Source organism: Tessaracoccus rhinocerotis, from assembly GCF_007197885.1.
In the GTDB taxonomy this organism is placed as follows: Bacteria; Actinomycetota; Actinomycetes; order Propionibacteriales; family Propionibacteriaceae; genus Arachnia; species Arachnia rhinocerotis.
Window position 1 is genome coordinate 343,445 of sequence record NZ_VKKG01000004.1, and the last position, 15,798, is coordinate 359,242.

General features: G+C 71.1%; 16 protein-coding genes. 14 read left to right on the forward strand and 2 right to left on the reverse strand.

The window, feature by feature from the left end; all coding sequences use genetic code 11:
• The first annotated feature begins 37 nt into the window (after positions 1-37).
• From FOJ82_RS11420 to FOJ82_RS11450, 7 genes are all read left to right on the forward strand, one after another.
• Positions 38-778 (forward strand): DUF4129 domain-containing protein, encoded by a 741-nt coding sequence (locus FOJ82_RS11420; protein WP_143938607.1) that lies wholly within the window; start codon positions 38-40, stop codon positions 776-778.
• Positions 768-1,262, forward strand: coding sequence for a hypothetical protein (locus tag FOJ82_RS11425; RefSeq protein WP_143938608.1), 495 nt, complete (start codon positions 768-770; stop codon positions 1,260-1,262). Before FOJ82_RS11420 ends, FOJ82_RS11425 begins: the two co-directional genes overlap by 11 nt.
• Entirely contained in the window at positions 1,259-2,236 is a 978-nt protein-coding gene (locus tag FOJ82_RS11430) for an AAA family ATPase (protein WP_246099852.1), read from the forward strand. Before FOJ82_RS11425 ends, FOJ82_RS11430 begins: the two co-directional genes overlap by 4 nt.
• Positions 2,236-3,510 carry a DUF58 domain-containing protein gene (locus FOJ82_RS11435; protein ID WP_143938609.1) on the forward strand — a complete coding sequence of 425 codons (1,275 nt, stop codon included), beginning with the start codon at positions 2,236-2,238 and terminating at the stop codon, positions 3,508-3,510. The genes FOJ82_RS11430 and FOJ82_RS11435 overlap by 1 nt, the downstream gene beginning before the upstream one ends.
• On the forward strand, positions 3,507-4,064 hold the full coding sequence (locus FOJ82_RS11440) for a hypothetical protein (RefSeq protein ID WP_143938610.1): 558 nt from the start codon (positions 3,507-3,509) through the stop codon (positions 4,062-4,064). The genes FOJ82_RS11435 and FOJ82_RS11440 overlap by 4 nt, the downstream gene beginning before the upstream one ends.
• 106 nt (positions 4,065-4,170) lie before the next feature.
• On the forward strand, positions 4,171-5,916 hold the full coding sequence (locus tag FOJ82_RS11445; protein ID WP_185975749.1) for a glycoside hydrolase family 35 protein: 1,746 nt from the start codon (positions 4,171-4,173) through the stop codon (positions 5,914-5,916).
• An 86-nt stretch (positions 5,917-6,002) separates the two neighbouring features.
• A complete protein-coding gene (locus FOJ82_RS11450) occupies positions 6,003-6,860 on the forward strand; it encodes a potassium channel family protein (RefSeq protein WP_143938612.1) in 858 nt (285 codons plus the stop codon).
• Positions 6,861-6,869: 9 nt separating this feature from the next.
• On the opposite strand, the gene FOJ82_RS11455 is transcribed toward FOJ82_RS11450, so the two are convergent.
• Positions 6,870-7,688: an AraC family transcriptional regulator gene (locus FOJ82_RS11455; protein ID WP_143938613.1), complete on the reverse strand. Its 819-nt coding sequence runs from the start codon at positions 7,686-7,688 to the stop codon at positions 6,870-6,872.
• A gap of 64 nt (positions 7,689-7,752) precedes the next feature.
• Here FOJ82_RS11455 and FOJ82_RS11460 point away from each other — a divergent pair, with 64 nt between their 5' ends.
• From FOJ82_RS11460 to FOJ82_RS11485, 6 genes are all read left to right on the forward strand, one after another.
• Positions 7,753-8,259: a VOC family protein gene (locus FOJ82_RS11460; RefSeq protein WP_143938614.1), complete on the forward strand. Its 507-nt coding sequence runs from the start codon at positions 7,753-7,755 to the stop codon at positions 8,257-8,259.
• Between the two features lie 155 nt (positions 8,260-8,414).
• Positions 8,415-9,488 carry a LacI family DNA-binding transcriptional regulator gene (locus tag FOJ82_RS11465; protein WP_143938615.1) on the forward strand — a complete coding sequence of 358 codons (1,074 nt, stop codon included), beginning with the start codon at positions 8,415-8,417 and terminating at the stop codon, positions 9,486-9,488.
• Between the two features lie 123 nt (positions 9,489-9,611).
• Positions 9,612-10,901, forward strand: a complete 1,290-nt coding sequence (locus FOJ82_RS11470) for a sugar ABC transporter substrate-binding protein (RefSeq protein WP_143938616.1) — start codon at positions 9,612-9,614, stop codon at positions 10,899-10,901.
• A 26-nt stretch (positions 10,902-10,927) separates the two neighbouring features.
• Positions 10,928-11,884: a carbohydrate ABC transporter permease gene (locus tag FOJ82_RS11475; RefSeq protein ID WP_143938617.1), complete on the forward strand. Its 957-nt coding sequence runs from the start codon at positions 10,928-10,930 to the stop codon at positions 11,882-11,884.
• Position 11,885: 1 nt separating this feature from the next.
• On the forward strand, positions 11,886-12,785 hold the full coding sequence (locus FOJ82_RS11480; RefSeq protein WP_143938618.1) for a carbohydrate ABC transporter permease: 900 nt from the start codon (positions 11,886-11,888) through the stop codon (positions 12,783-12,785).
• A 4-nt stretch (positions 12,786-12,789) separates the two neighbouring features.
• Positions 12,790-13,746, forward strand: a complete 957-nt coding sequence (locus tag FOJ82_RS11485; RefSeq protein WP_143938619.1) for a glycoside hydrolase family 68 protein — start codon at positions 12,790-12,792, stop codon at positions 13,744-13,746.
• 82 nt (positions 13,747-13,828) lie between these two features.
• On the opposite strand, the gene FOJ82_RS11490 is transcribed toward FOJ82_RS11485, so the two are convergent.
• The gene (locus tag FOJ82_RS11490; protein ID WP_221933134.1) at positions 13,829-15,100 is read right to left on the reverse strand and encodes an ammonium transporter; all 1,272 of its coding nucleotides are present in this window, start codon (positions 15,098-15,100) and stop codon (positions 13,829-13,831) included.
• 220 nt (positions 15,101-15,320) lie between these two features.
• Between FOJ82_RS11490 and FOJ82_RS11495 the strand changes: the two genes are divergently transcribed.
• Complete coding sequence (locus tag FOJ82_RS11495; RefSeq protein WP_143938620.1) at positions 15,321-15,782, forward strand: YgaP family membrane protein; 462 nt, start codon at positions 15,321-15,323, stop codon at positions 15,780-15,782.
• The last annotated feature ends 16 nt before the right edge of the window (positions 15,783-15,798 follow it).

Below are 15,798 nucleotides of genomic sequence, written 5' to 3' on the forward strand. Positions count from 1 at the left end.
GCCCATCCGGTCGAGCCGGTGCCCGTAGACTCGGGCCGTGCGCGATCCGGAGCAGGAGCCCGGGCGGCCGACGACGGGGTTCGCGGCCGTCGCCGTCGTGGCCGCCCTCGTGCTGGTGCTGGCCTCGCTCGGCGCGACCAGTTCCTGGGGGCCGTTGGTGGAGGTGCTGGTCGAGGCGCCGGTCGTGACCCCACCGCCCCCGCCGCCGCCGACCGAAACCGTGGGCGTGCAGCCCCCGGGCCTCGAGGAGGTGCTGCCGGAACCGCCGCCGGTGCCGGAGATCCCGGACTGGCTCGCCCAACTCGTGATCGCCGTCGGCGTCGCCGCGCTTGCCGCCGTGGTGGTCTGGTTCGTGGTCCGTGTGGTCCGCTCCGTCCGCCGACCCGACCTGCGCAGGGCCGGTGCGCCCACCGGCACCGCCGTCGAGGTGCCGGAGATCGACGAGGGTGAGGTGGTCGAGTCGCTCGGCCGCACCCTCGCGTCGCTGCGGGCCGGTGTGGCCGTGGACGACGCGATCGTGGAGTGCTGGCACCGCCTGGAGGCCATCGCTGCAGACTCCGGGATAGCGCGCGGCCCCAGCCAGACGTCGCAGGAGTTCACCGTGCAGATCCTCTCCCACGCAATGGTCGACGACGCCGCGCTGGCCGAGCTCGTTGACCTCTACCGCCAGGCATTGTTCTCCACGCACGTGCTCGACGACACCGACCGCGAGCGCGCCATCGAGTGCGTGGAGCGACTGGCCGGCCAGCTCGGGGCGGAGGTGGGCGATGCCCGTTGAGTCCCCGTGGCGCGGCCTCGGCTGGCGGCTGGGGGTCGGCGCCGCCGCCGCCGTCGTGCTGGTGGTCGGCGGGCGGTTCGTCAACCTCGGCTTCGACCCCGCCGCGACGGTGGCCCTCGCGCTCCTGGCGGCGGCCGGCAGCTGGATCCTGGCCGACCAGGCCGAGCCCCCGTCCCGGCCCCTGTGGCAGCGGCCGCAGCCACCCCAGCGCGCGGCGGCTTTCCTCGCGGACACCCGCACCCGTCGGCTCGCCACCGTCCTGGCCCGGGCCCAGCCGGGTGCCGAGTTCGAGACCGCCACCGCGGCCAGGCTCCTCACGGACCTCGTGGAGCACCGCCTCGACGCGCCCCCGGCCGAGGGTGCCGCGGAGGAGCGACTCAGCCCGGAACTGGCCGCGTTCCTCCGGGACGCCCGCGAGGGCCGCCCCCGCCCCCTGACCCGACGTGCACTGCACGCCCACCTCAAGGAGATCGACGCACTGTGAACACGCAACCCCTCACCACCGCGGAAGCAAGCGCCATCGCCGCCCGCGTGCTCGACGCCGTCGACGGCGCCCTCGTCGGCAAGCGCGCCCAGATGGCCCTCGTGCTGGCGGGCGTCCTGGCCGGCGGGCACGTGCTGCTCGAGGACCTGCCCGGGCTCGGCAAGACCCTCGCCGCCCGCTCCCTGGCGCAGGCGCTCGGCCTCGGGTTCACCCGCGCCCAGTTCACGCCCGACCTCCTGCCCGCGGATCTCACCGGCTCCTTCATCTACGAGCAGAAGACCGGCGAGTTCGTGTTCCGCGAGGGACCCGTGTTCACGGGGCTGCTGCTCGCCGACGAGATCAACCGCACCCCGCCCAAGACCCAGTCCGCGCTGCTGGAGGCGATGCAGGAGCACCAGGTCACCGTCGAGGGCCGCACCTTCGCGCTGCCGCGTCCGTTCCACGTGCTGGCCACTGCCAACCCCATCGAGCACGAGGGAACCTACCCGCTGCCCGAGGCCCAGCTCGACCGGTTCCTGCTGCGCCTGTCCTTCGGCTACCCCACCATCGACGAGGAGTGGGACGTGCTGGCGCGGCGCATCGGCCGCGGGCAGGAGGACCAGAGCGTCCCCGCCGTGATCGACGCCGAGGGCGTGCTCGCGCTGCAGGCCGCCGTCGAGGAGGTGCACGTCGCCGAGTCCGTCGGCCGCTACGCCATCGACGTCGTGCGCGCCACCCGCGAGCACCCCGACACGCTCGTGGGTGCCTCGCCGCGTGGCTCGCTCGCGTTGCTGGTCTGCGCCCGGGCCATGGCGCTGATCGAGGGCCGGGACTTCGTCGTGCCCGAGGACGTCAAGCGCCTCGCCGTCCCCGCGCTGGCGCACCGGATCGTGATCCGACCCGAACTGTGGCTGGGTGACGTCGCACCCAGCGGCGTCGTCGCTTCGGTGCTGGAGTCGGTCCCCGTCCCCGACGCCCCACAGGGGCGGCCCTGATGAAGTTCCACGCCACGGCGGCACTGGTGCGCTCGCAGGTGTGCGCGCTGCTGCTGGGCGTGCTCGCGCTCCTGTTCGGGCGCCTCGACCTGTTGGTGCTGGCGGTGCCGTTCCTGGTGCACGCCTGCTGGGGCCTGCTGTCCCGGCCCCGGCGCGGCGTCGAGGTGACCGCGCGGCCGCGCCACGTCGTCGTGCCCGAGGGGGATGTCGTCAGGGTCACCGTCGCCTCCGCCCCGGGCCACCTGGCAGCGGTGCAGTGGGGCCAGGTGGAGTCCGCGGACTGGGACCCGGCCACCGGCACCCTCCTGGACGCGCCCGACGACGGCACCGTCGCGTTCGGCTTCGAGCCGGAGCGCTGGGGGCGCTACGAGATCGCGCCGGCGCTGTTCCAGGTCACCGACCCCAGCGGCTCCTGGTCCTGCTCCGGCGCCACCGAGGGGATCACGGTGACGGTCCGGCCGGCGGCGGCGACGCTCGACGGCGGCAGCGGCGTCGCCCACCCGATCGGCATGGTGGGCTCACACCGCTCCCGCCACCGCGGGGACGGCAGCGACCTCGCCGAGGTGCGCGAGTTCCGGGTCGGCGACCGGCTGCGCCGCATCAACTGGCGCGTCACGTCCCGCCGCGGCCCGGTGCACGTGAACTCGATGCTGACCGAGCGCGACACCGACGTCCTCATCGTCGTCGACACCCTCTACGACATCACCCCCGCCGACCGGCACGCCACCACCAGCCTGGACGCGACGGTGCGCGCGGTGGCCGCGATCGCCCAGCACTACGTCGGGTTCGGTGACCGGGTGGCGGTGCACGACCTCGGCACCCGGATCGGCCCCATCCGCTCCGGGAGCGGCCCCCGACAAGCCCGGATGGTGCGCGACGTCCTCGCCCGCGCCCGCCGCACCGGCCGCGACTGGACCAGGGTGCAGCAGGTCCCCAGCATCGCCAGCGGCACCTTGGTGTTCCTCTGCTCGCCGCTGCTGGAGCGCGAGGTCCAGGACGAACTGGTGCGGCTGCGGCGACTCGGGGCCGAGGTGATCGGCGTCGACACCCTGCCCGAGGGCGTGGGCGAGTTCGCCGACATCAGGACCTTCGACAAAGGCTCGCACCTTGGTGAGGCCTGGCTGCTGCGCAGGATGCAGCGCGACGACGCCCTCACCCGGCTGCGCGCCCTCGGCATCCCGGTCACGCGGTGGCGCGGCACCAGCAGCCTCGCCAACGTGCTGCTCTCGATGGAGGCGGCCCGCTCGGCCCCGCGCCGGGGGGTGGCGCGGTGAGGGAACTCGTGGAGGGTGCCGTCGCACTGGTGCACGCGGTCCGGATCGCCGACCCCGCGCAGTGGCTGCTGCGGCTGCTCGCCCTCGCCGCGCTGGTGGGGGCCGGCGCGCTTTGCGCGGTGTGGGTCGGGGGACCGCTCGTGTCGGCGCTGCTCGTGGCCATCGTCGCCCTGGGGCTGTGGGCGGTGGCCGCACCCGGATCACCCGCGGCCCTGCTGGCGCTTGGGGTGGTGGCGGTGTGGTGGCTGTTCGGCGGCGAGCCGCCGTGGTGGCAGGGGGTGGTGCTGGCCGGGATGCTGGCGGCGGCCCACCTCGCCTGCGCGTTCGCGGCGGCAGCGCCGTCTTACTCAGCGGTCCGGGGGAGGGCGCTGCGGCGGATGCTGGGCTGGGCACTGGGGTACCTGGCGGCCTGCGCCGTGTGCGTGGCGCTCGTGCTCGGGGTGGCTGCGATCCCGCCCGACGTGCTGCCCCGCGGCCCTGTCTGGGTTGGCCTCGGGGTGGTCGCGCTGGCGGGCCTCGGCGTGCTGGTGCACGGACTCCGTCAGCGGGGTTGAGCGAGCCGACCCCTGGATAATGGCCGAGACGGTCATTGGTGCAAGAATGCGCTGGTCCGAGCCCACTCCCGCCCAGCCGGGAGTTCGCCCAGCAGCAGGAGTCACGATGAACCAAACGCCCACGATCAGCTGGCGAGACGGCCACCTCGTTCGCGACGGCGAGCCCTACCGGATCCTCGCGGGCGGTCTGCACTACTTTCGCGTCCACCCCGACCAGTGGGCCGACCGGCTGCTGAGGCTGCGCGCCATGGGCGCCAACACCGTCGACACCTACGTCGCCTGGAACTTCCACGAGCAGGTCGAGGGCGAGTTCCGCTTCGACGGCTGGCAGGACCTGGAGGCCTTCGTCCGGCTGGCCGGCGACGTCGGACTCGACGTCTACCTGCGGCCCAGCCCCTACATCTGCGCCGAGTGGTCCAATGGCGGCCTGCCCGCCTGGCTGACCGCGCGCACCGCCGCCGTCCGCGCCGCCGACCCGGACTACCTGGCCGCCGTCGACGCCTGGTACGACGCGCTGATCCCGCGGATGGTGCCGCTGCAGGCCGTCAACGGCGGGCCCATCGTCGCGGTGCAGGTGGAGAACGAGTACGGCTCCTTCGGCAGCGACCGCGCCTACATGGAGCACCAGCGCGACGCCCTGCGCTCGCGCGGCATCGTCGAGCTCCTCACCACCGCCGACGGCACCACCTCGGACATGCAGGTCCACGGCAGCGTGCCGGGGGCGCTGCCCACGTTCACCTTCGGCACCGGCGTCGCGCTGGCCGAACAGCTGCGTGACCCCGCCGACGCGCTGATGTGCTCCGAGCTGTGGGGCGGCTGGTTCGACCACTGGGGCGAGAACCACCACGTCCGCTCCGCCGAGAGCATGGTCGGCACCGTCGACGAACTCCTCGCCGCCGGCGGCTCCGTCAGCGTCTACATGGCCCACGGCGGCACCAACTTCGGGTTGTGGGCGGGCGCCAACCACGGCGAGACCATCGAGCCGACCATCACCAGCTACGACTCCGACGCACCCATCGGCGAGGCCGGTGCGCTGGGCGCCAAGTTCGACGCCCTGCGCGCCTCCTTCGCCCCGTTCCACGACGGCGAACTGCCCCAGCCGCCCGCACCCCTGCCGGTGCAGCCGGCGCAGAGCGTGGCGCTGGAGCCCGCCGTCGGCCTGTTCGAGTTCGCCGCGTCCCTGCCCGAGGTGGGCCGCGTGACGCCGCTGCCGCAGACCTTCGAGCAGCTCGGCGCAGGCGAGGGCATCGTCGTCTACCAGGCGCGGATCGACGTCCCCGACGGCGCCACGCTCGACGTCGACGGGCTGCACGACAGGGCCGTGGTGTTCCTCGACGGCGAACGCATCGGCATCCTGCAGCGCGGCGGCGACGTGTCGCTGCAGTTGCCCGGTGGCGCGCGCCGCGGCGAGCTGACGCTCGTCGTCGAGAACCTCGGCCGCATCAACTACGGACCCCTGGTGGGCGAGCACAAGGGCATCATCGGCGGCGTCCGGATCAACAACCGCCGCCTCGTGCACGGTTGGCGCCACCGCGTCCTGCCGCTGGACGCCCCCGCAGCGACCGGTGCGCCCGGCGCCGACGGCGTCGCCCGCGCCACGATCGAGGTCGATACGCCCGCCGACGCCTGGCTCGCGTTCCCCGGCGGTACGAAGGGCATGGTCTGGCTGAACGGCTTCCTGCTCGGCCGCTACTGGGAGATCGGGCCGCAGGAGACCCTCTTCGCCCCGGCGCCACTGTGGCGGGCGGGCGCCAACGACGTCGTCGTGCTGGACACCGACGGCCTCGGCACCACCGTCGAGGTGCGTGACCAGCCCAGCTTCGGGCGCACCGAGGAGTTCATCGGTTCCTGAGCCTGCGGCACATGGTCCCGGGCTGCCGTTCGGACCCGACCCGACCGCCTTTCACCGTAGGGTGAAACCGGTGGAAGGAGCGGACCGTGGACCTGTTGCTGGTCGTACTGGGGCTGCTGGTCGTGGCGGCGGTGCTGGTCGACATGTTCCAGACGCTGCTGTACCCCAGCGGCGACGGCTGGTTGAGTTCCCCGTTGATGGGGCTGCTCTGGAAGCTCTCCCGACGGCTCCGGCACCCGTTGGGGACCGCCACGGGCACCGTCGCGATGGTCACGGTCATCCTGACATGGGTGGCGCTCCAAGTGCTGGGGTGGGCGCTGGTGTACTTCCCCTACGTGCCGGACGGATTCAGCTACAGCCCGGGAATCGTCCCCGCCGGCTACCCCGACTTCGCCGAGGCGCTCTACCTCTCCCTGGTCGCGATCGGGACGCTGGGTCTGGGTGACGTCGTCGGGGTCGGGCCCTGGTTGCGGTTCGCCCTGCCACTGCAGGCCCTCACGGGTTTCGCGCTGCTCACGGCGGCGCTGACCTGGTTCTCACAGATCGAGGGCCCGCTGCTGCGTCGTCGCGGGTTGGCGAGCGAACTGCGGTCCCTCGGTGAGACCAGCGCGCACCTGGTCCGGTGGGACCCGGCCTCGACCACCGGGATCCTGCATGGCCTGGTGCAGCAGGTCGTTGCCGTCCGGATCGACTTCGAGCAGCACTCGGAGCAGTTCTACTTCCCGGAGACCGATCCTGACGTCTCGCTGGGCAGGCAGCTCGGCCATGCGGTGGCCCTGCGCGATGCGGCGCTGGCGTCCGCCGACGTCACGGTCCACGACGCGGGCGCCCGGCTCGGGGTGGCGCTCGGGGAACTGGCCGCGAGCCTCTCTGAGCAGTTCCTCCACACCGACGGTTCGGTGGCCGAGACGCTGGCCGCCTATCGGGCGGAGCATGCGATCTGACGTCGATCCTCAAGACTCTCGCGGTGAGGTGGGTTCCCCACCCCGGCGCGCGTCGCTGCGATAGTCGCGCGGGGTGAGGCCCAGCACCCGGCGGAAGTCCGACGTCAGGTGCGCATGGTCCGCGTAGCCGAGGGTGGCCGCGATCTGGGCCACCGTCGCCCCCGGGTCCTCCCGGAGGTGCTGCGCAGCCTCCTGCAGGCGGTAGCGCCGGATGATGGCGAGGGGTGGCACTCCGATGAACCGGTCCGCGAGCCGCTGGATGCTCCGCACTGACAGGTGGAGTCGTTCGGCGAGTTGTTCGACGCGCACCAGGTCGCGGTCCTCGCGGACGACGTCCTCCAGCCGGTTGGCGGTCAGTGCCGCTTCGGTGGGCTCCGCGGCGGTCGCCAGCAGCCAGTTCGTCCAGGCGGTGACGGCCCGGTCCCGCGCGGCGTCCTCGTCGGGGCCGGCCATCGCATCGGTGACGGACAGCAGGAGGCCAGGCGCCTCCCAGGGAGCCTCGGTGTCGACCAGTTCCGACGGCGTCACACCGAGCGCTGCGACGCCTGCCGGCCGCAGCAGGGCGCCCACCGCCCAGCCCTCGCCGACGAGGTCCCGGTGCGAGATCCGGGTGGTGGGGCCGGAGATGGCCACGCCGTCGGGCTCGACGGTCAGGTTCGAAGCCGGGAACGTGAGGACCCCCTGCCGGGACGTCCGCCCCGGTGCCAGCCGCCAGCGCGGGATCCAGAACCACCGCACCAGGTGCGCCACCGGTTCGGGGGCGGGCAGGCGGTGGAAGCTGGGCAGGCGGGTGGGGTAGAGGATGCCTCCGCCCTGGTCCGTGTCCAATCTGGCCTCCGGTTGTCGCGAATCTCCAAGTCACCAGCAAGGGCGTCGCCGTAGCGTCGCCTGTATGAATGACACCACGAATCCCCGACAGGGAGTCACCGGCGAGCACACGACCAACGGCATCCCGCACGGCTCCACCAGTCTGACGCCGTTCCTGGCCGTCGCCCGGGCGACGGAGGCCATCGAGTTCTACCGCGACGTGTTCGGCGCCCGCGTCGTCGACGTCACAGAGATGGGCGGCAAGGTGGTCCACGCCGTCCTGGACTTCGGCAACGGCCAGCTCCAGCTCGGAGAGCCGAACCCGGACTTCGGGCTGGTCCCTATGCCCGAGGGCGACGACGACTGCTACTCCATGGGCCTCTACCTGGCCGACGTGGACGCAACGCTCGAGCGCGCCGTCGGGGCCGGTGCGACGGTGCGCGAGCCCGTGTCCGACTTCGTCTCCGGCGACCGGTTCGCCTCCATCCGCGACCCGTTCGGCGTGCGCTGGTCGCTGATGTCGCGGGTGGAGGACCTCTCGGAGGCCGAGAGTGCCCGCCGCGTCGCGGAATGGGCCGCGGCGCAGGGCTGAGCTTCGAGCCCTGGTGACCACAGTGAGCGACACGCCGCGTCCAGGTTCTGGAGAGCCCGGGCCCGGCGTGCCGCTCACGCAGGTCACCACGACCCCGGCAGGCCCGGCAGGCGCCCTTGTTGACACGCTCCCGCCCCTACTGGTGCCATGAACGCATGCCCAGCCAGCCCGGACGCCGCGTGCGGGCCGCCGACGTCGCGGCCGCGGCGGGGGTCTCGCCCACTGCCGTCTCGTTCGTGCTCAACGGCCGCGACGGCGGCAACATCGCGCCCGAGACCAGGAACCGGATCCTGAAGGAGGCGGCGCGGCTCGGCTACGAACCGCACCACGTCGCCCGCTCGCTTCGCAGTCGGACCACGCACTCGTTGGGCCTGGTGACCGACGCCGTCGCATCCTCCCCGTTCGGCGGTCGGCTGCTGGCCGCCGCCTCCGAGCGCGCGGAGGCCAACGGCTACATCATGCTCGTCATGGACCTCCACTCCCGCGAGGACAGGGAGGTCTCCGCCATCCACGAACTCGAGCGACGCCAGGTGGACGCGATCATCTACGTCAGCATGGGCTTCCGCGTCCTCGACGTCGCCCCGAAAACGCGTCTCCCGCTGGTGCTCGCCAACTGCACCACCGGCCGCGACGACGAGCTCAGCGTCTACCCCGACGACGCCCTGGGCGCCACCCGTGCCATCGACCACCTCGCCGGCCTGGGCCACCGAAGAATCACCATGCTGTCGGGGATCTGGGAACCGGGCAGCGACCGCGAGGACCCGGGAAACATCTCCGGTCCGATCCGCCGCGACGCGTTCCTCAAGCGGGCGGGGGAGTTGGGGGTCGAGGCCGCGGTGCTGGAGAGCGAGTGGGGCATCGACGACGGCTACCATGCGGCCATGAAGGTGCTGGACGTGCCGGCCGAGGTGCGGCCGACGGCACTGTTCGCCGTCACCGACCGCGCCGCCCTCGGGGCGATGCTGGCCGCCGCCCGCCTCGGCCTCTCCGTCCCGGAGGACCTCTCGCTCGTCGGGTTCGATGACGAGGAGCGGCTCGCGGAACGGGCCGTCCCACCGCTGACCACCATCGCCCTGCCGCACGTCCGGATGGGCGACGAGGCGGTGGCGATGGCACTGGCCGCGCGGGCCGGGGAGCACATCGAGGACCGCCGCCGCTGCCTCCCGTGTGAGCTTCTGGTGCGCGAGTCCACGGCGCCGCCGGCGTCCGTGCCAACCCGAACCAAGTAATTTCCGCAGACCTGTTGACATCCCCTTGGGTCGAGGCGCATGCTGGGATCCTCACCTAAATCGAATTAGGTAACTTCGATCCCGGCCACCAACGGAGGCGGCCGAACTGGAAGGAGCACTGCAATGAAGCAAGGTAGAGCACTCGCGGCCCTGGCGGTCGTGTCCGCCCTCGCCGTGACGGGTTGCGCCCGGGCGGGCGAGGACCCCAACGGCGACGGTGGGGACGGACCCGCCCAGGTCACCCTCTGGACCCACTCCGCCGGCAACCCGGCCGAGCTCGAGGTCTACAACCAGATCATCTCCGACTTCAACGGCTCCCAGGACGACTACGAGGTCGTCTCCGAGTCGTTCCCGCAGGGCGCCTACAACGACGCCATCGTCGCGGCCGCCGCCTCCGGCGACCTGCCGTGCCTGCTGGACATGGACGGCCCGATCGTCCCGAACTGGGCGTGGGCGGGCTACATCCAGCCGCTGGGGATCTCGTCGGAGATCACCGACTCCCTGCTGCCGACCGCCGTCGGCATGTGGGACGACGAGGTCTACTCCGCCGGCTACTGGGACGCCGCGCTGGCGATCTTCGCCCGGCAGTCGGTGCTCGAGGCCAACGACATCCGCATCCCCACCGTCGACGAGCCGTGGACCGGTGAGGAGTTCGACGCCGCTCTGCGCACGCTGCAGGGCGCCGGCTACGAGACCGCGATCGACATCGGCGCCGAGGACGTCGGCGAGTGGTGGCCCTACGCCTACTCGCCGTTCCTGCAGAGCTTCGGTGGCGACCTGATCGACCGCGACACCTACCTCAGCGCCGACGGCGTGCTCAACGGCCCGGAGGCCGTGGCGTTCGGCGAGTGGTTCCAGGGCCTCTTCGCGGACGGGCTGGCCGGCATCGACGGCACCGTCGGCAACGAGGAGTTCAACCGCGACGAGGTGGGCCTCAGCTACACCGGCGTCTGGAACGCGCTGGGATCGATCGAGGCAGTGGGCGACGACCTGCTGATCCTGCCGCCGCCGGACTTCGGCAACGGTCCCAAGATCGGCGGCGGCTCCTGGCAGTGGGGCATCGCGGCCGACTGCTCGGGTCCCGAGCTCGACGGGGCCCGCGCCTACCTCGAGTTCTCCTTCGACGCGGAGTACATCGCGGCGTTCGCGGACAAGCAGATCGTCATCCCCGCCACGGAGGAGGCCACCGAGCTCAGCGAGTATTTCGGCGAGGACGGCCAGCTGCGCCCGTTCACGGAGCTGACCCAGTTCGCGGTGCTCCGCCCCGAGACCCCCGCCTACGCGGTCATCTCCACCACCTTCGAGCGGGCGGCCAAGGACATCATGAACGGCGCTGACGTCCAGGAGAGCCTCGACCAGGCAGTCGCGGACATCGACGCCGACATCGAGAACAACGACGGCTACGGGTTCTGAGCCGCTCCACCCCTTCTGGAGGCATCATGACCACCTCACTCAATGCCGGGCCGCCGTCCGCGGCCAACCCCACGGCGCCGGAACGGGCACCCGCCAAGCGGCGCCATGGCAAGCAACGGGGCCACTCCGTGGCCTACGCCATGGTGGCGCCGGCGGCCCTGCTCCTGGTGATGTTCCTGATCATCCCGGTGCTGCTGGCCTTCGGGCTGTCTTTCACCAACGCCCGCCTGATCTCGCCCAACCCGCCAAGGTTCGTCGGGCTGGACAACTTCATCCGCGCGTTCGTGGGGGACCCGACCTTCATCCGGTCCCTCATCAACACCTTCCTGTTCGCCGTCGTCGTCGTGCCCGTCCAGGCGGGCCTCGGGCTGGTGATGGCCGTCCTCGTGAACCAGAAGCTGCGGGGGACCACGTTCTTCCGGATCGTGTTCTTCATCCCCGTGGTGACGTCCATCGTCGTCGTGTCCATCCTGTGGCGCTTCATGTACCAGCCCGACGGCATCATCAACTCCTTCATCGACACCATCACCTTCGGTTCGTGGGAGGGGATCGCGTGGCTGAGCAACCCGTCGACCGCGCTGCCGGCAATCATCGTCCTTTCCATCTGGCAGGCGGTGGGCTTCCACATGATCATCTGGCTCTCGGGCCTGCAGACCATCCCGGAGGAGCTCTACGAGGCCGCCCGGATGGACGGGGCAGGGCCGTGGCAGCAGTTCAAGAACGTCACGTGGCCGGGCCTGCGTCCGACCATGGTGTTCATCCTCGTGACGATCACCATCGCCGCGCTGGGGCTGTTCGTGCAGATCGACGTCATGACCCAGGGCGGCCCGCGCGACTCGACGACGACGCTGGTCTTCCACGCCGTGCGGCGAGGGTACCGGGAGCAGCAGACCGGCTACGGCGCCGCCATCTCGCTGATCTTCTTCGTGCTGGTGCTGGCGATCGCACTCATCCAGCGCTTCCTGACAAGGGACAAGGACTGACATGACCGACACCACCATCACCATGTCTCGCACCCGCAAGAGCCGCGCCAAGCTGCTCTACATCCCGATGATCGTCCTCGCGCTCGTGTTCATGTTCCCGCTGGTGTTCATGTTCGTCTCGAGCCTCAAGCCTGACGCCCAGATCCTGGCCGACGTCGACTCCTTCCGGGCCTTCCTGCCCGTGGGTGACATCTCGCTGGCCAACTACACCGGCGTCTTCGAACGCGTCCCCTTCGCCCGGTTCCTGCTGAACTCGATCGTGGTGACGGTGCTCATCGTCGCTCTGGGGCTCGTGGTCAACTCGCTCGCCGGCTTCGCCCTCTCGCGGATGGAGTGGCGGGGCCGCAAGATCCTGCTGACCGTCATCATCGCCACCCTGATCGTGCCGTTCGAGACCATCGCGGTGCCGATGGTCTACTGGGTCAGCCTGCTGCCCACGCTCCTCGTCGAGGACGGGATGGTGAAGTACGACATCGGGATGCTCAACACCTACGAGGTGATGATCCTCCCCTTCATCGCGAACGCCTTCTCCATCTTCTTGTTCACGCAGTACTTCTCCACCATCCCCACCTCGCTGGACGAGGCGGCCCGGATCGACGGCGCCGGCTGGTTCTCGATCTACGCGCGCATCATCGCGCCACTGTCCGGACCGGCCTTCGCCACCGTCGCCATCCTCACGTTCCTGCCCGCCTGGAACTCCTACCTGTGGCCGCTGATGGTGGTGCAGCAGGAGTCCCTCCGGCCGGTGATGGTGGGCATGCAGTACTTCTTCCAGCTCAACACCGCCTGGGGTGAGGTCATGGCCTACACCTCACTGATCACACTGCCAGTTCTGCTGATGTTCCTCGTGTTCCAGCGAGCGTTCGTCAGCTCCATCGCCGCCAGCGGCGTGAAGGGATAGACACATGCTGAGACTTCCTGACCACTGGGTGTGGGACAGCTGGCCCGCAAGGGCCGACGACGGGAGCCACCACCTGTTCTTCCTGCGCGCCTCCCGGGCGCTGCTCGACCCCGACAGGCGACACCTGCGCGCCTCCATCGGCCACGCCCGCTCCGCCGACCTGACGCACTGGGAACTCCTGCCCGACGCGCTGGTGGCCGCCGACTCACCGGCCTGGGACGACCGCGCCACCTGGACCGGTTCCGTGGTGCGGGGCGACGACGGCGTGTGGCGCCTGTTCTACACCGGGGTCTCCTGGGCCGACGACGGGCTGGTCCAGCGCGTCGGCGTGGCCCACTCCGAGGACATGGTGTCCTGGCACCGTCGCCCCGAGTCCCAGGTGGTCGAGGCCGATCCCCGCTGGTACGAGAAGCTCGCCAGCGGCGACTGGTTCGACGAGGCGTGGCGCGACCCGTGGGTGTTCCGCGGCGAGGACGGGCAGTGGCACATGCTCCTCACCGCCCGTGCCGCGGTCGGTGATCCGGCCACCCGGTCGGTGATCGGGCACGCCACCAGCCCCGACCTCGAGCACTGGGAGGTGCAGCCGGCGCTGTCCGAGCCCGCGGGCTGGGGGCAGATGGAGGTGCCGCAGACCGTCGTGGTGGACGGCCAACCGTTCCTGCTGTTCTGCTGCTGGGACTCCCACCAGGGCGAGCAGCGGCAGCAGCAGGCCACGGGCGGCATGTGGTTCGCGCCCGGGGACTCGCTGCTGGGGCCGTGGGACTTCTCCGCCGCGGGCACCTTCGACCACCCCAGCCTGTACGCGGCCCGGCTGGTGGAGGCGACGCCTGGCCAGTGGGCGCTGGTCGGGTTCTCCGACAGGGTCGACGGCGAGTTCCGGGGCGAGATCCTGGATCCGCTGCCCGTGGTCCGGGTGGGCCGGCGGCTGCAGTTCGCGCAGGATCCGCCGGGCCGGGCGTGAGACGGAAATGACGCGAGCCCCCGACCTGCGCGCGCAGGTCGGGGGCTCTGTCCTGTCCCTCGCGGGACCGGGTAGGTGGTGGTCAGGCCTTCTCGTCGGCCCCCTCACCGGTGTAGGCCATGGCGGTCTCGAAGTCGTAGGCGGACTCCTGGTGCTCCGCGACGTCGATGCCACCGACCTCGTCGTCCGCCGGGATGCGGAAGCCGATCGTCTTGTGGATGGCGAAGGCGATGACGGCGGTCACGACGACGGTGTAGACCGTGGTGACGAGGACTGCCATCAGTTGCGCGCCCATCAGGGCCGCGCCGCCGCCGAGGAGGAGGCCGCCGCGGCCGTCGTCCTGCGGCAGTGCCAGCAGGCCGATCGCGACGGTGCCCCACAGGCCGGCGACGAAGTGGAGGCCCACGACGTCGAGCGAGTCGTCGATGCCGAGGCGGAACTTCACGGTCACGGCGAAGCAGCAGATCACGCCGGCGACGAGGCCGATTGCGAGCGCGCCGAGCGGGCTGACGAAGGCGCAGGCGGGGGTGATGGCGACCAGGCCCGCGACGATGCCGGAGGCGCCGCCGACGGAGGTCATCCGACCGTCACGGACTTGCTCGGTGATCAGCCAGGCCACCATCGCGGCACCCGGGGCGACGAGGGTGTTGACCCAGATCAGGCCAGCCTCGGCCACGGAACCCGCGGCGCCGCCGTTGAAGCCGAACCAGCCGAACCAGAGGATGGCGGCACCGAGCATCACGAAGGGGATGCTGTGGGGCTTGTGCAGGCTGGGGGAGAAGCCGGAGCGCTTGCCGATGACCAGCGCCAGCACCAGGGCTGCCAGGCCGGCGGCCATGTGGACGACCAGGCCGCCCGCGAAGTCGAGGGCCTCGCCCACGATGGAGCCGATGGCGCCGTCGGCGCCGAGCAGGCCGCCACCCCACACCATGTACGCGAGCGGTGCGTAGACCAGCGTCACCCACAGCGGCACGAAGACCAGCCAGGCCTTGAAGCGTGCGCGGTCGGCGACGGCACCCGAGATCAGCGCCACCGTGATGATCGCGAACGTCGCCGCGAAGCCGACGCCGACGAGGTCCTCACCGTCGAGGCCCACCAGGCCGAACGCGGTGATCGGGTCGGCGAAGATGCCGGCGATGCTGGTGCCCCCACCGCTCATCGAGTAGCCCCACAGCAGCCACACGACGGCGACCACGCCCATGGCGCCGAAGCTCATCATCATCATGTTGATGGCCGATCGTGCTCTTGACAGGCCGCCGTAGAAGAACGCCAGACCCGGCGTCATCAGCAACACCAACGCGGCCGAGACCATCACCCATATCGGTGAGGCCAATTCCCAAACTTCCGTCTCCATGTCGGGACCCTTCTACTTCTGTTTGATCCGCTCTGCGCGGTTGATGGGTCCACTCCATCGGGACGGCGTTACCAGCAGGCTCCCGACCGGTTGCATGGTTGTGACGCGGCGTTACGGTCTTGTTTCCGGGAGCCGGGATGCTGATCCGAGGCGATTGCTCCAGGGGCGGACGAAGGTCCCCGGGAAGTGTTTGACTGGTGTTTTCCAGAGGAGGAGTGACATGTCTTCAGCTGATCGTGTTCGTTCGTCCACCAGCGACGACGTCCAGCACCGTCTCGACGAGGAGCGCCTGCAGCGGGTGACCGAGATGGTGGGCGCCCCCGCCGAGGCCATCACCGCTCGCATCGAGGAACTCGACCGTGCGTGGGACGTCGAGCGCGTCCTCGAGGCCAACGCATCGTCGTTGATGCTGTTCGGCGTACTGATGTCCCGCGTCCATTCCCGCAAGTGGCTGTGGCTGTGCGCGGCCGTGCCGGCGTTCCTGCTGCAGCACGCGATCCAGGGCTGGTGCCCGCCGATCGCGGTGATCAGGCGGCTGGGCGTGCGCACCCGCAACGAGCTCGACGTCGAGCGCACCGCCCTCAAGGCGCTGCGCGGGGACTTCGACGGTCTGGAACTGGACGGGGAGCCGCAGGCCGTCGCCCGGGCAGCGATCGGGGCCGCCGAGCGACGCTCCGGCTGAGGCCCGTCGCGACCGC

Excerpts from the sequence above, each read along its gene's own strand:
- FOJ82_RS11435 (WP_143938609.1), top strand. The coding sequence starts at position 2,236 with ATGAAGTTCCACGCCACGGCGGCACTGGTGCGCTCGCAGGTGTGCGCG.
- FOJ82_RS11470 (WP_143938616.1), top strand. The coding sequence starts at position 9,612 with ATGAAGCAAGGTAGAGCACTCGCGGCCCTGGCGGTCGTGTCCGCCCTC.
- FOJ82_RS11425 (WP_143938608.1), top strand. The coding sequence starts at position 768 with ATGCCCGTTGAGTCCCCGTGGCGCGGCCTCGGCTGGCGGCTGGGGGTC.
- FOJ82_RS11490 (WP_221933134.1), bottom strand. The coding sequence starts at position 15,100 with ATGGAGACGGAAGTTTGGGAATTGGCCTCACCGATATGGGTGATGGTC.
- FOJ82_RS11465 (WP_143938615.1), top strand. The coding sequence starts at position 8,415 with ATGCCCAGCCAGCCCGGACGCCGCGTGCGGGCCGCCGACGTCGCGGCC.
- FOJ82_RS11445 (WP_185975749.1), top strand. The coding sequence starts at position 4,171 with ATGAACCAAACGCCCACGATCAGCTGGCGAGACGGCCACCTCGTTCGC.
- FOJ82_RS11480 (WP_143938618.1), top strand. The coding sequence starts at position 11,886 with ATGACCGACACCACCATCACCATGTCTCGCACCCGCAAGAGCCGCGCC.
- FOJ82_RS11495 (WP_143938620.1), top strand. The coding sequence starts at position 15,321 with ATGTCTTCAGCTGATCGTGTTCGTTCGTCCACCAGCGACGACGTCCAG.
- FOJ82_RS11485 (WP_143938619.1), top strand. The coding sequence starts at position 12,790 with ATGCTGAGACTTCCTGACCACTGGGTGTGGGACAGCTGGCCCGCAAGG.
- FOJ82_RS11460 (WP_143938614.1), top strand. The coding sequence starts at position 7,753 with ATGAATGACACCACGAATCCCCGACAGGGAGTCACCGGCGAGCACACG.
- FOJ82_RS11475 (WP_143938617.1), top strand. The coding sequence starts at position 10,928 with ATGACCACCTCACTCAATGCCGGGCCGCCGTCCGCGGCCAACCCCACG.